11 protein-coding genes are annotated in these 13,103 nt (G+C 70.6%); 3 read left to right on the top strand and 8 right to left on the bottom strand.

Annotated elements, in window-relative coordinates:
• Positions 1 to 11: 11 nt before the first annotated feature.
• Entirely contained in the window at positions 12 to 890 is an 879-nt protein-coding gene (locus tag A1QA_RS0111585; protein WP_017179071.1) for a LicD family protein, read from the top strand.
• Here the strand turns inward: A1QA_RS0111585 and A1QA_RS0111580 are convergent.
• The 3 genes from A1QA_RS0111580 to A1QA_RS14625 are packed head-to-tail and all read right to left on the bottom strand — an operon-like array spanning position 860 to position 3,918.
• The gene (locus tag A1QA_RS0111580; RefSeq protein WP_017179070.1) at positions 860 to 2,143 is read right to left on the bottom strand and encodes a lipopolysaccharide biosynthesis protein; all 1,284 of its coding nucleotides are present in this window, start codon (positions 2,141 to 2,143) and stop codon (positions 860 to 862) included. The two genes, A1QA_RS0111585 and A1QA_RS0111580, sit on opposite strands and share 31 nt — an antisense overlap.
• A 7-nt stretch (positions 2,144 to 2,150) precedes the next feature.
• Complete coding sequence (locus tag A1QA_RS0111575; protein ID WP_017179069.1) at positions 2,151 to 3,083, bottom strand: glycosyltransferase family A protein; 933 nt, start codon at positions 3,081 to 3,083, stop codon at positions 2,151 to 2,153.
• Positions 3,073 to 3,918: a LicD family protein gene (locus A1QA_RS14625; RefSeq protein ID WP_017179068.1), complete on the bottom strand. Its 846-nt coding sequence runs from the start codon at positions 3,916 to 3,918 to the stop codon at positions 3,073 to 3,075. The genes A1QA_RS0111575 and A1QA_RS14625 overlap by 11 nt, the downstream gene beginning before the upstream one ends.
• 220 nt (positions 3,919 to 4,138) lie before the next feature.
• Here A1QA_RS14625 and A1QA_RS0111565 point away from each other — a divergent pair, with 220 nt between their 5' ends.
• Entirely contained in the window at positions 4,139 to 5,248 is a 1,110-nt protein-coding gene (locus tag A1QA_RS0111565; protein ID WP_017179067.1) for a glycosyltransferase family 4 protein, read from the top strand.
• A 71-nt stretch (positions 5,249 to 5,319) separates the two neighbouring features.
• On the opposite strand, the gene A1QA_RS14620 is transcribed toward A1QA_RS0111565, so the two are convergent.
• From A1QA_RS14620 to A1QA_RS0111545, 4 genes are all read right to left on the bottom strand, one after another.
• Positions 5,320 to 5,775: a DUF2304 domain-containing protein gene (locus A1QA_RS14620; protein WP_017179066.1), complete on the bottom strand. Its 456-nt coding sequence runs from the start codon at positions 5,773 to 5,775 to the stop codon at positions 5,320 to 5,322.
• Positions 5,772 to 6,542 carry a glycosyltransferase family 2 protein gene (locus A1QA_RS0111555; protein WP_017179065.1) on the bottom strand — a complete coding sequence of 257 codons (771 nt, stop codon included), beginning with the start codon at positions 6,540 to 6,542 and terminating at the stop codon, positions 5,772 to 5,774. The genes A1QA_RS14620 and A1QA_RS0111555 overlap by 4 nt, the downstream gene beginning before the upstream one ends.
• Entirely contained in the window at positions 6,532 to 8,202 is a 1,671-nt protein-coding gene (locus A1QA_RS14615; protein WP_167320660.1) for a DUF2142 domain-containing protein, read from the bottom strand. The genes A1QA_RS0111555 and A1QA_RS14615 overlap by 11 nt, the downstream gene beginning before the upstream one ends.
• Positions 8,203 to 8,342: 140 nt before the next feature.
• Positions 8,343 to 9,773, bottom strand: a complete 1,431-nt coding sequence (locus A1QA_RS0111545) for a sugar nucleotide-binding protein (protein WP_017179063.1) — start codon at positions 9,771 to 9,773, stop codon at positions 8,343 to 8,345.
• A 264-nt stretch (positions 9,774 to 10,037) separates the two neighbouring features.
• Between A1QA_RS0111545 and A1QA_RS0111540 the strand changes: the two genes are divergently transcribed.
• A complete protein-coding gene (locus A1QA_RS0111540) occupies positions 10,038 to 10,955 on the top strand; it encodes a glycosyltransferase family 2 protein (protein WP_017179062.1) in 918 nt (305 codons plus the stop codon).
• Between the two features lie 75 nt (positions 10,956 to 11,030).
• On the opposite strand, the gene A1QA_RS0111535 is transcribed toward A1QA_RS0111540, so the two are convergent.
• On the bottom strand, positions 11,031 to 13,094 hold the full coding sequence (locus tag A1QA_RS0111535) for a glycoside hydrolase family 99-like domain-containing protein (RefSeq protein ID WP_017179061.1): 2,064 nt from the start codon (positions 13,092 to 13,094) through the stop codon (positions 11,031 to 11,033).
• Positions 13,095 to 13,103: the final 9 nt, after the last annotated feature.

The following is a 13,103-nucleotide window of genomic DNA, read 5'->3' as shown; positions in this document are numbered from 1 at the left end:
AGGATGGGCGCATGAGCACCACCGGCTACGACGACCCCGCCCTCCTCAAGCGCGTCCAGAGGGCCACCGCGCACGCCCTGGCCGAGCTCGACCGCGTCTGCGTCGAGCTCGGCCTGGAGTACGCGGCCTACGGGGGCACCGCGATCGGCGCCGCTCGCCACCAGGGCTTCATCCCCTGGGACGATGACGTCGACGTCGTCATGCCGCGCCCGGACTACGAGCGCCTGCTGGCCGAGGCCGACCGCGTCATCGACCCCGATTTCGTGGTGCTCAGCTCTAAGAACTCCCCGGATTACCCCAAGACCTTCGCCGTGCTGGGCCTTGCCGGGACCGCCTTCGTCCCGGAGATCGCCCGCAACCGCGCCTACCGGGTGCCCATCGGCGTCGATATCTTCCCCCTCGATGTCCTGCCCGACGACGAGCGCGCCTTCAAGCGGATGGCGCGGCGGACCTGGGTGTGGGGGCGGCTCATGTACCTGCGCGGGACGCCCACCGCCGAGGTTCCGCTGCCCGCGCCGGCGAGGCAGGCGGCCGGGCTCGTCCTGCACGCCGTCCACTGGGGGCTGCGGGCCGCCCGGGTCTCCCCGCGGGCCCTGTACAAGCGCTGGGACCGCGCCGCGCGCTCCCACGAGGGCGAGGACTCGGAGTGGCTGGGAGACTTCTCCACCCAGGAGCCCAAGCGCTGGTCCATCCGCCGCGATGAGCTGCTGCCCACGCTCGCCCTGCCCTTCGAGGACATGACGATCCGGATGCCCCACGCCTATGACGCGGTGCTCACCCGCGGCTATGGCGACTACATGGCCGTCCCGCCGCCCGAGCAGCGGGTCAACCACAAGCCCTCACTGGTGGACTTCGGGGATCACGACTTCGCCGACGACGCGGAGGCCTGAGGGGGCGGCCCGCCCCACTGCGAGCCGAGCCGCCGGTAGTCGCGGGCCAGGAAGAGGGACAGCAGCGCGACGGCGAGAGCGTAGGACAGCACGCCGACCCAGCTGACCCCGTTCATCCCGAAGGCGTCCACGAGCGCTTTCATCGACACCAGGGAGCCCACAGCCGCGAGCGCATTGCCCAGGAAGCCCGCTTTGAGGTCGCGCACGGCGATGAGCAGGTCGTTCATGAACCAGGCGAAGGCCGTCATGACAGTGCAGATGATGGCGGGCAGCAGCAGGTCGGTGTGCCCGATGATCTTGTCCCCGAAGATGAGCCGCAGCACCGGATCGCCCAGGAGCAGCAGCAGGGCCGCCGCCACGGCGGTGACCACGAGGATGCCCCCGATGGTCCGCCACAGGAGGGCCAGGGCCGAGCGCTTGTTGGTGGAGTGGAAGCGGTCCGCGAACTCCCCCATGAGGGGGCTGTAGACGTAGACGGCGCCCATCTGCACGATGACGACGGGCGAGGCCACGGAGTTGTAGATCCCCAGTGCCTCGCTCCCGGCGGAGGACTCCAGGTACTGGCGGGGCAGCGTGAGGACGGAGGAGCTGCAGACCTGCGCGATGACGAGGGGGAAGAGCGTGACCAGCAGGGACAGGGCGGGGCGGATGTCGATGACGGGCCGCAGCCGCTCGAACTGGGCCGAGCGCGGGACGTCGTAGACGACCCCCACGAGGATGGTGGCGACCGCCATGGCGACGATGGCCGCCATGAGGGAGTTGGCCAGCCACAGGACGACGCAGAAGGCGGCGAGGGTGGTCACGCCCTGGAGGATGTAGGACTTGCCGATGTAGTCCATCCTGCGGTGACGCTGGTCGATCGCGTGGAGCACCTCGATGAAGTTCGTCGCCAGGGAGTAGACGAGGTACATGGCGATGAGCGGCAATAGGTTGAACGCGGCGGTGGCCAGGGAGTACACGACACCGATGACGAAGGCCAGGGCAGTGGTCAGCACGCGGAGGCCCACGTACTCCCCGGCGCTCCTCTCCCCCTTGGTGTCGGTGACCTGGATCGTGCGCAGGCGGTAGTCGGCGAAGGGGTTGATGAGGTTCGCGATCGCCATGACGAGGGCGAGCCCACCGGCGGCATCGAATCCGTGCGAGAGGCGCACGACGGCGACGCCCACCAGGTAGTTGCAGGCCAGCCGGGTGATCGACCCGGCCGAGCTCCACAGCATGTTCGTCCTGAGGGACAGGGCCTCGGGCTGTGCCATCGTTCTCCTACTTGAACAGCGTGTAGCGCGCCACGAGCGCGGGGAGGTAGCAGGCCAGCGCGACCGGTTTGTTGGGAGCCATGCGCAGCGCGCCGGACTGCCCGGCCAGGCGGCAGCCCACCAGGTACAGAAGGGTCTCGCGCGCCACTCCCTTGAGAGTGGTGGAGCGCTGGGCGCAGTAGCGCTTGTGCTTCCAGTAGCCGATGGGGTTCCGCTTGGCGTTGGCCGCGAAATTGTGGGTCAGCCCATCGGGCAGGTAGTGGCAGATCGTGAGGATCGTGTTGTCGGCCAGCATGACGTAGCGCTCGTCGAGCCGGTAGTAGACGGAGGTCTCGGCGATGAAGATCTCCCCGGGGGCGACGTCGTAGGGGTAGTCCCGCAGGACCTCGGTGCGGTGGATGAGGGAGGTGTCCCCCCGAAAGCCCATCGTCTCGAAGAGGTCCCAGTACTTGACGTCGCGGGCGCCTTCGGGCATCCAGGTGTCCATCGGCGTGTGGTCATCCGTGCCGCGAAGGGCCACGATCCCCGCGTAGCGGTCCTGCCCCTTGATGGTCTCCCACGTTGCCAGCACATGCTCGATGGCGCCGGGAAGCAGCCAGTCATCGGAGTCGACGACGAAGAACAGCGGGTTGGCGGCCCGCTCCACCCCGAGGTTGATCGCCCGCGGCTTGCCGCCATTGGCGGTCTTGACATAGTCGATCTCGATCTCGCCGCACTCGATCCAGGAGGCGACGAGCTCCTCTGTGCCATCGGTCGAGCCGTCGTCGACGATCATCCACACGAAGTCATGGGAGGTCTGGGCCACGAGGCTGTCGTAGAGGACGGGCAGGATATAGGCCCGGTCGTAGGTGGGGGTGAAGACGCAGACGGTCCTGGGGCTGTCCTGGCCCTGGCCGCCGGGCCCCGCGCCCGCCTGGCTCCCAGTGCTCTCAGGCGCCATGGCCGGCCCCCTCCACCCAGGTGACGGCGCGCAGGTGCGCGGGCGGGCGCTCCTCGGCGGGCGGGATGCGCTGCCAGTCGCCGTAGTAGTCGGTGAGCACGTCGCCGGCCTTGGCGGGCACCGGGAACATCTCCCCCTCGAAGACCGCCCGCGCCGGCGGGAAGAGGGCCTGGGGCTCCAGGGTGTTCTTATCCATGTGATCGTCCACGAGAAGGACGTAGCGGATGTCGTCGCCCTGGGAGGAGCCGTCCTTGATATTCGCGCCGCGGGCGAGGGCATCGGCCTTCGCGGCGATCTGATAGGGGTCGAGACGGCGGGTGACAGGGTGGATGACGCGCTTGACGAGTTTGGCCGCGCCGGAGGTGGCGTATCGGGGGTCGGTGGCCGCCAGCGAGCGCCACCAGACGAGCCGGGCGGCCTTGGCGCGCACTCGGCGCATGCGCGGGTCGCTCAGCCTCACTCGCTCCAGGGGGAAGATATCGACCCACAGGCCCAGTGCGCGCTCCTCGTCGATGAAGGTCTCCTCGGCGCGCGTGCGAGTGTCCACGAGTTTGAAGAAGGGGTAGATCGAGGTGCGGTCGCGGTAGGAGACCAGCCTGTAGTGATCCGCGAGGGCGCCCGTGCGGCACAGGCGGAAAAGGGCCTCGTAGTCGTCGCGGGGCATGACGACGTCGATGTCGTCGTCCCAGGGGATGAATCCCTCATGGCGCAGCGCGCCGATGAGGGTGCCGTAGACCAGGAAATAGGTGAGGCCGTGCTCGGCGCACACGCGATCCAGCTCGCGCAGCGCGTCGAGCTCGACCTTCTTGATCTCCTCTTCAGAGAGCGCTTCCATCGCTGGCCTTTCTCATCGTGGCACCGGATCAGGCGAGAATCGAGCGGGACGGGCGCCCCGGTCGCACAGGTACGTGCGCCGTCGATGCTACCCGTTCCCCGCCCCGCTCCCGGCGCCTGCCGCGCGCGGTCCCACGCGCTGCCCCGGCGGGGCCCGGGCGTGTGAGAGCATTCCTCTCACAATCCCCACCGCCGCCCCTGCCCGACCGATAGAAGCACGTATGAGACTCGCCCTGGTCATCAACACCTATCCGCCCCGGCTGGGCGGCCTCGAGAACCATGTCGCCGCACTCGCCCAGGGGCTGCGCGATCTGGGCCACGAGGTCTGGGTCCTCACGCTCTCGGACGCCCCTGACCTCCGAGACGACGACGGCGTGCGGGTCCTCACGGGACGCGGCTACCTCCCCATCGCGGAGGTCATCAGCTTCCCGCGCGTGGGCACCACGCGGCGGATCGCCCGGTTCCTGCGCGAGAAGCGGATCGACATCGTCGGCACGCACACGCGTTTCTTCCCCATGAGCCTCGTCGGGCTGCGGGCGGCCCACATGGTGGGGATCCCGGTGATCCACACCGAGCACGGCTCGGGATTCGTGGCCAACCCCTCCCCCATCATCTTCGCCGGATCGCGGGCGGTCGATCTGACGATGGGCCGCTACGTGCTGCGCCACGCCGATCGCCTGCTGGCGATCTCGGCCCAGTCCGCGGCCTTCGTCAAGCGCCTGGGTGGAGTCGACGCCGAGGTCTTCCACAACGCCATCCCGGCGCCGGAGCCCTCTCCCTCGGCCCCCGAGCGGCCGGGCCACCTCGTGTTCGTCGGCAGGGTCGTGGCGGGCAAGGGCTGGGACGCCTTCCTCGCCTCCGTGGCCGCCCTGCGAGAGCGGGGCATCGACGTCGACGGCGAGCTGCTGGGCGCGGGCGCCCAGCTGGAGGAGGCCCGTGCGATGGCCCGCGAGCTGGGCATCGACGGCGTCGTCAAGATCCCGGGCCGCGTGCCGCCCAGCCAGGTGCGCCAGGCGCTGGCCGGGGCGACCCTTGTCAACCCGACCGTCCTGTCCGAGGGGTTCCAGACCACGCTCCTGGAGGCGATCGCCGAGAACGGGCGCGTGGTGACCTACGAGGTGCCCGGAGCGCAGATCCTGGCCGATGAGGGGGCTCCCGTCGTCATCACGCCCGGGCGCAGCGCCGAGAGCCTCGCCGATTCGCTGGCCGCCATGCTGGCATCGCCACCGGCCCTCGCGCCCAGCGAGCTCATCGAGCAGTGGACCTGGCCGGTGCGCTCGCGCCAGTACGCCGATATCCTCGCCGAGGTCATCCGCGATCATCGCGGCTGACGAGGCTGAGGGCGGCTCGGTCGCGGTCTCGGGCCGCGGACGGGGCGGGCGCGCCCACGCGGCCGCGGGCTTCAGGACTCGTGATCCTCCCGGGGCGCCGGGCCCCGCGAGGATGACCCCGTCTCATCGCCGCTCCTCGCGTCCTCCCCGGGCGAGGACTCGCCGATGCCGGCCCGGTCGATCCGGGACGTGAGCCGGTCGACCTCGGCTCGCAGGATGGCGATCTCCTCGGCGAGCCGGCGCCGGTCCTCGGCGTTGTGCGACAGGTCCACGCTGAAGCGCAGCGACAGCAGGAGCATGATGATGCCCGCGACGAAGAAGCCCAGGTTGAGCGGAACCTCCACGCCCAGCCGGCTGGAGACCGCGCGCAGTCCGCCGGGAATGAGGGCGAAGACGACGCAGCCGAGCGAGATGACGATCCACCACGTCGCGTACGCCTCCTTCATCCCGGAGTTGCGCATGCGCAAGAAGATCGAGACCAAGACGATCATCGCGAAGATGATGCCGAGGATGTAGGTGGGGCTCATCGCTGTCCCTCCTGGTCCGTCGGAGAGGGAGGCTCGCCGGGGACCGCCCGGTTGGGCCGGCTGAGCGCGATCCCCAGGGCGAGGAACGCCCGCATGAGGAAGCGCGCGGCCTTGAGCGGGTTGTGGGAGGGCTCGCCACCAGCGCGGGGGCGCATCCTCGCGGCCACCTGGCGGACTGTCAGACCGGATCGCTTGGCGATGACGAGCGCCTCGATGGTGTCCCCCAGGTACTCGGCCGGGTAGTCCCGGGAGAACACGGCCAGCGCCCGGCTGTTGTAGAGCTTGAAGCCGCTGGTCGTATCCGTCAGCCGGGTGCCACTGACGCGGGAGAGGATCGCTGAGAGCACCTTCATCGCCCACTGCCGGGGACCGTGCACCGAGTAGTCGCCCTTGCCCGCGAAGCGCGCGCCAATGACGAGGTCCGCGCCCGTGGCGCGCGCGCCCTCGAGCATCGCGGGGATCTCCGCGGGATCGTGCTGGCCATCGGCATCGAGCTGCACCGCGTGGGAATAGCCGTAACGCGTGGCGTAGACGAATCCGGCGCGCATGGCGCCGCCGACCCCCAGGTTGACCGGCAGTTCGAGGACGGTCACCCCGGCCTGGCGGGCGAGCGCGGCCGTGCGATCCGTCGAGCCGTCGGAGACGACGACGATATCGGCGATGGCGCCGACCGTCGCCTGGACCTCGGCGATCACTCCGGGCAGCGCGACCTCCTCGTTCCACGCGGGGATGATGATGAGAAGGTCGTGGGCGCGCTCAACACTCATGGGAGTCCTCAGCGGCAGGGGCGCCCATCGGCCGGGTCGGTGCCGGGCGCGCGGCGTCGGCGAGCGGCTCCTGGGGGAGCTGGACGCGCGCGTGCCGCCCGGGCGATGTCCTGCTCACGAAGGCCTCGGTCGGCTCCTGGCGCTCCGGCTCAGCCTGGGGGCGGTCACTCCGGGGAGGAGCGCTCGCAGGAGCTGTCGGCGCGGCGAGGGCACGCGCGGGCCGGCGCCAGAGCACGAGGGACATCGCGACGATGGCGATGGCGTAGATGAGCACGAGGAGGCGCCAGGTGTACTCCGGCGTGAGGGGGACGTCGGACCACCACCATTTGAGGAAGAGGTCGAGGCTGTAGACGGGGTGGTCGAGGTCGAGGCGCCCATGCGTGTAGCGCTCCATGACCCGCCGCAGGGCGTAGGCATCGACGATCACCGAGCTGATCCCGATGAACCAGATCTGCAGGCCGGTGACATGCCGGTCCTTGACGGACATGGCGAGCCAGAGGAAGAGCAGGACCGCCAAGAGCGGCAGCATGTAGCGGGGCTGGTACTGGTAGACCCGCGAGTAGCCCGCCTGCAGGGAGATGACGAGGGGGATCCCGGCGATGGCCCCGAGGACGATGAGGGCGCTCAGCGCCTTGCGCCAGCCCACTCGTCGGGCGCCGAGGAACAGGCAGATGGCGGCCAGTCCGACCGCGATACTGGCAGGGGCGCCGTCGAAGGGGACATCGAACCAGCCCGCGCCCCAGCGCTGCCCGTAGAACCCCGCGAAGTAGTCGGGAAGGGAGGTGATCAAGGAGTTGAGCCGCTTCATCAAGGGGGAGGAGTCCTCGGGTGACGAAGCCGAGGCCAGCGCTGTGGCCTGGCCCGTGGATCGCATGATCCAGAAGCCGATGGCGCTGGCGACCAGGGCGAGGGTGGCCTCCGGGACGATCCTCCTCGTCCACGGGGCGCCGACGAGCACGGCGAGCGAGATGACGAGCACGAAGAAGGCCGAGTCCCCGCGCGCGGAGCATGAGATGAGCGCTCCAAGCGCCGCGAGCCCGAGGAGCGCCCAGCGGCGCCGCCCTTCCGCCCGCAGTGAGCCGAAGAGCGCGGTGGCATAGGCCAGGCCGCCCGACAGGGCCCATGACGTGGGATTGTTCGAGGCGACGAAGTAGGCGCCCATGGGCATCCATGCCACGACGATTGCCAGGGCCAGGCTCTCCCTGTAGCGCGAGGGCAGGAGCCATCCGATGGAGCCGAGCAGCACCATCGCGATGAGGATGTTGACCCCGCGCATGATGAGCACGGAGGCGGTGACATCGTCACTGACGAACAGGTGGTGGAACCAGTAGTACCCGCCCGGGTAATTGCCGGCGTCGTAGCGGCGCGAATAGGTGTACTCGTGGTCGGACAGGGCGCCCTTGCAGAGCATCGTCCCGTCGCCGTCGGGGTAGGCGAAGCAGGAGGTCCGCTGGGAGACGGTCTGCGGCACGTAGACCTGGACCTCGTTGTTGATGACCTTGGTGGCGCAGCCCGAGGACTCCACGGGCGGGGGGCACCAGATACTGCCCAGGTGGTAGTCGTCGTCCGGGGAACCGCCGACCGGGGAGGCCAGCGCCCACCCGAGACCGGTGGCCAGCACGCTGAGTGCCAGGAGGGCGCCGAGGATCCACCGGGTCATGGGCCGGTCCAACCAGGCGAGCCTCCCGGAGGGCGGCGCGGCTGCCGGGGACTCGCCCCCCTCGCGGGTGTCAGCGGAGGGAGTGGGGGCCGCCGAGGCTGTGGGCGGGCGGTCATCCCGGTCCCCCATGCTGCCGTGCCTCATAGGCTCGCGATGTAGGCGTCGAGGCGCTCCATCGAGTCGCCTGGGGTGAAGCCGGTGGCCTCGATCCGGCTGAGGTCGAGGGCGGACTTGAGGGGGCGGGGGGCCACGTCCTGGCCTGCGAAGTACTCCTCAGTGGTGATGGGGGTGACCTCGGCTGGGTCGTGGCCGAGGCGCTCGTAGACGCGCTTGGCCACATCGGCCCAGGAGACCACGGGGCCCTCGCCGGAGAGGTTGTAGGTGCCGTAGGGGGCGGAGGTGGACAGCAGGTGGATGATGCCCGCGGCCAGGTCCGTGGTGAAGGTGAGGCGCCCGGTCTGGTCGGCGACGACCTTGGGGGCGATACCGCGCTCGGCCAGCGAGGCCATGGTGCGCACGAAGTTCTTCCCGTCCCCCACGACCCAGCTGGTGCGCACGAGGTAGTGGCTCGGGGCGGCGACGACGGCGGCGTCCCCGCCGGCCTTCGACTGCCCGTACACGCCCAGGGGGCTGGGGGGCTCGTCCTCCGTGTGGGGCTCGGTGGCGCCGTCGAAGGTGTACTCGCTGGAGATGTGGACGAGGGCGAGGCCGTGCTTGGTGGCGGCGCGGGCGAGGTTGGCCGGGCCGGTGGCGTTGGCGCGCCAGGCCGCGGGCCGGCCCTCGGGGGTCTCGGCGCCGTCGACATTCGTCCAGGCGGCGGCATTGATGATGATGTCGTAGGCGGACCAGTCGAGCGCGTCCATGGCGGCGGCATCGGAGATGTCGAACTCGGGCAGGTCCACGCCGGTGGCCGTGTAGCCGGCGTCGGCGAGCTGGCTCATGAGCTCGCGGCCGAGCTGGCCGTTGGCGCCGGTGACGAGGACCCGGCGGCCCGGGGCGGCGGCATCACTGGCGGCCGGGAACGGGGTGACGTCGGCCAGGCGCGGGTGGGCCTTGTCCTTGTCGGACCGGATCGCGTCGTCGAGGGCGATCGGCCAGGGCACCGCGACGGTCTCATCGGCGAGGTTCAAGAAGGTGTACTGGGCGTCGGGCGACCAGTGGTCGTTGACCAGGTAGGTGTAGGCGGTGCTCGGCTCGAGGGTCTGGTAGGCGTTGCCCACCCCGCGGGGGACGAACACGGCGACGGACGGGTCGATCTCGCAGGTGTAGACCGTCCCGAAGCTCGGGCCCTCGCGCAGGTCGACCCAGGCGCCGAAGACGCGCCCGGTGGCAACGGATACGTACTTGTCCCATGGCTCGGCGTGGATGCCGCGGGTCACCCCGACCTCGTCATTGAAGGAGATGTTGTTCTGCACCGGGCCGAAGTCGGGAAGGCCGAGGGCCACCATCTTCTCGCGCTGCCAGTTCTCCTTGAACCAGCCGCGGTTGTCCCCGTGGACGGTCAAGTCGATGCGCAGGAAGCCAGGGATGGGGGTGGTCTCAACACCGAGGGGCTTCGCAGTGGTGGTCATGGGCGGGTGATCCTCTTCCTCGTTGCGCTCAGCGCGGGCCGTGGGCGGGGTTGGAATGAGTCTAGCCTCCGCTCAGGGCGCCGGGCACCGTGATCGCCGCTACCACCGGGCCGCGCACAGAGGTCCCCCGACCAGGGCGGGCGAGCGGCCGACGGCGCGGGCGCCGGGGCCCGGGCACAGCCGAGCGGAGCGGGACCGCCTGGCGCTAGGCTGGCGCGGCCAGACCCATCCCCCGCATCACGCGCGCAGCCTCGGGAGACGCCCATGACCCGCCCCACGACCACCGCCGTCGTCGTCACCTACGAGCCCGGGCCCCTGGGGGGACTCCTGGAGGCGCTCGCCCCCCAGTGCGACGCCGTCCTCGTGGTTGATAACGGATCGGCCGCTCCTGGGCTCGGCCGCGCCCGCGAGGCCTGCGCGGCCCACGGCGCGAGGCTCATCGAGCTCGGCGAGAACCTCGGGATCGCCGCCGCGCAGAACCGCGGCATCGCCGCCGCCCGGGAGCAGGGCGCCCAGTACGTGCTGCTGTCGGACCAGGACTCGATCCCCTCGCCGACCATGGTTGCCCAGCTGCTCGAGGCCATCGAGGAGGATGGGCGGATCGCCGCCGTCGGGCCACTGCCGGCCGAGGAGCGCGAGGGGGCCGACGAGCTCGTCTACGTGGACCGGGGCTGGAGCCCCAAGCGCGCCACCAAGGCCGAGCTGGCCCGGCCGAGGCTGGAGGTCGCCTTCCTCATCGCCTCGGGCTGCCTCGTGCGCATGAGAGCCCTGGAGGAGATCGGGCCGATGCGCGAGGACCTGTTCATCGATCATGTGGACCTGGAGTGGGGGGTGCGGGCGCGGCGCGCGGGCTGGCGGCTGGTCGCGGTGCCGGCGGCCCGGCTCGCCCACTCGCTGGGCGACGAGGTCGTGCGCCTGCCCGGTCGGGCGCAGCCGATCCACGTGCACGCGCCGATCCGCAACTACTACATCCTGCGCAACACGCTCGCGCTGGTGGGCCGCGGCTCGCCGCTGCCGGCCCGCTGGCGCGTCCGGTACTCCTACTGGGCCACGAAGTACGCGGTCTTCAACGCCGCCCTGCCGGATCGGCGCGGGGAGCGGCATCGGATGCTGCGCCAGGGGCTGGTCGACGGCCTGCGCGGCCGCCTTGGCCCCTACCCCTCCCGCCACCCCCAGCGCTGATCCCTCCCCCTCGCCGAGACCGGGCGATCAGCACGGCGAGACCGGTTCGGCCGCGCTCCTCCGGCCTGCGGCGCCTCAGCTCCAGATGGCCTGGCGCAGGGCGAGGAGGTAGGTGCGCCCGTAGCGCGTGGTGGGCTCCAGGACGGCGGACTCGGCCCACTCGTTCCAGGCGTTGATGAACACGAGGCGGTCGGCCTCCTCGCGCCCGGCGACGGCCCGGATGAGGCCCGCCACCCAGCGGTGGAAGCTGTAGGGGTTCGAGCCGTACCAGGCGTCGGCCTTCCACTGTCGGCGGGCGGTGTTGTCGAAGGTGACCATGGCGCCGGGGTACTCGTGCTCGGTCAGGCGCACCGCGTTGCGCAGGGAGGCCTTGAGCGTTCCCTGGTAGCTCATGAAGTTGCCGCGCCAGCGCTTGTCCAGGCCGACGTCGAGGGCCGGGCCCGCGATCCACGGCAGGTTGTGGGGGGCGAACTCCAGGATGCCGTCGAGCCCATTGGCGTGGTAGTCCTCGCCGACGCCGTCGAACTCCTTGGCCACCGACACGGCGATGACGTGGAGCTCGCCGACGCCCGCGGCACGGGCGCGCTCGCGCCAGGCGGCGACGACCTGCGGGAAGTTGTCCATCTGGGCGGGGCGGTAGACCGCGATGAGCGCCTTGCCGTCCACGCGCATGTAGCGGGGGTCGAGGAGGAACTCCATGACGTCGTCGATGAAGTCCTCGGCGGGGACCTTGTCGTAGTCCTGGCCGATGAGGACGTCCTGGCTGCGCCCGTCCCAGCGGCGGGTCCAGTTCTCGTTTGCCCACATGATGCAGTACGGGAAGTCCAGGTCCGAGGCGTGGAGTTTCTCGATGGGGCGGTTGAGGATCCGCTCGCCGGAGAACCAGTAGTAGTAGTACATGAACCCGGCCAGGCCGTGGGAGCCGGCCAGCTCGGCCTGGGCGGCGCGCACCGAGTCCATCTCCAGGTCGTAGTAGCCCAGCTCCGTGGGCTGCTTGGGCTGGTAGTGGCCGCGCCAGGCGGGCACGGCCCCCACGACGTTGGACCACTCGGTGAAGCCCTTGCCCCACCACACGTTGTTCTGCGGCGAGTCGTGGAACTGGGGCAGGTAGAAGGGGATGACGGTGGCGGCGGGGACGCGCTCGGCGTCGCGGTCGAAGCGGTGCCAGCCCTGCGAGTCGGTGCCGGGGGCGGTGAGGATCTCCTGGATCGTCGCGGGCTCGACGGTGCGCAGCCCGGCCTCCTTGGTGACGATGCCGACGATCCTCTCGACGGCGTGCGCGGTGGTGCCGTCCACCTGGCCCGCCTCGGGGTCGAAGTCGGCGGCCTGGAGGTTGAGGGCTCGCAGGCCCTGGAGGACCAGGCCGCGGCACCAGTACATGGAGCCGGAGGCGAACTCGAGCTCGTCGGGGTCGATCGTCAGCTCGAGGCGGCGCAGGAGCTGCTCGACAATGCGCTGGTCCCCGCCCCAGAACTGCTTGCCGACGATGGAGTCGGTGGCGGTGAGCACGCCGAGGGCCGGGTCGGCGGCGAAGGCGGCGAGGACGCCCTCGATCGTCTCGCGCGAGCCCGCGAGGTCGCCGAGGAACTGCTGCTTCCAGGTCTCGCCGCTGCCGGCGAGCTCGGCGTGCTCCTCGCGCCAGGGGCTGCGCTTGGTGTGCATCTTGAGGATGAGGTCGTAGGGGTCGAGGATCCCGGAGTTGACGAGGTTGACGGTCGGCAGGATGTCGCGGCCGTGGTTGTCGACCTCGACGACGACGCTGGCCCCCAGGCGCTCGATCCCGTCGGGGATCTCGATCCCGGTGCCGGAGGCGTTGGTGATGAACAGGTCGAAGTCGACCGGCATGAAGCGCAGGTGCTCGAAGAGCTCGTCGATGAGCTCGGGGTAGAAGCAGTGGATGACGACGGCGATGCGCGCCGGGGAGTCGACGTGGAAGGCCGGGTCCACGCGCCACTTGTCCGGGAAGCCGGAGTCCTGGCGCCCGCCGAGGCGGTCGACGTAGGCCGCGAAGTCCGCGGGGTGCTTGGGGCGGTAGCCGCGCACCGAGCCGGTGGCGATGAGGTTGGCGGCGGCGTTGCGGCCGCGGGCCGCGAAGTAGGTGGCGCGGCGAGTGGCGCCGTGCTTGGAGATGCGGGTCATGTCTCGTGC

The sequence above is a fragment of the Actinomyces timonensis DSM 23838 genome, assembly GCF_000295095.1.
In the GTDB taxonomy this organism is placed as follows: Bacteria; Actinomycetota; Actinomycetes; order Actinomycetales; family Actinomycetaceae; genus Actinomyces; species Actinomyces timonensis.
Note: the sequence above shows the minus strand (reverse complement) of the source record. Positions and strands in the feature narration are given on the sequence as shown.